Origin of the sequence: Pseudomonas sp. E45-MNA-CIBAN-0222 (assembly GCF_040310405.1) — a bacterium.
Taxonomy (GTDB): Bacteria; Pseudomonadota; Gammaproteobacteria; order Pseudomonadales; family Pseudomonadaceae; genus Stutzerimonas; species Stutzerimonas stutzeri_AC.
Window position 1 is genome coordinate 1 of record NZ_JBEOPU010000081.1, and the last position, 277, is coordinate 277.

Annotated in this window: 1 protein-coding gene; it reads right to left on the minus strand. The window is 57.8% G+C overall.

The window, feature by feature from the left end; translation table 11 throughout:
* The coding region (locus AAEZ08_RS22860; RefSeq protein ID WP_500125167.1) for a DUF2753 family protein at positions 1–262 on the minus strand (262 nt) is incomplete at its 3' end.
* Between the last annotated feature and the right edge of the window lie 15 nt (positions 263–277).

Consider the following 277-nt stretch of genomic DNA (forward strand, 5'->3'; position numbering starts at 1 on the left):
TCTGCATGGTTTGCAGTAACCGCTGGTGAATCGCGCACAGGTACTCAACGCTCTCCTCCGGCTGGTTAAGGCGCAAATGCAGATCCGCCAGGTTGTGGTGGGAAATGACACACGCCGCCACTGCTTCGTCGGCATCACTCCAGCGCTCAAACAGCACTTGTGCCAGTGCCAGCGCCTGCAAGTAATGTTCTCGGGCATCGACCAGCTCGCCCTCAGCGAAACAGCGGTTGGCTCTTTCGATCGTGCGTTTCCAGTGCTCCATGTGAACCTCCAAAGC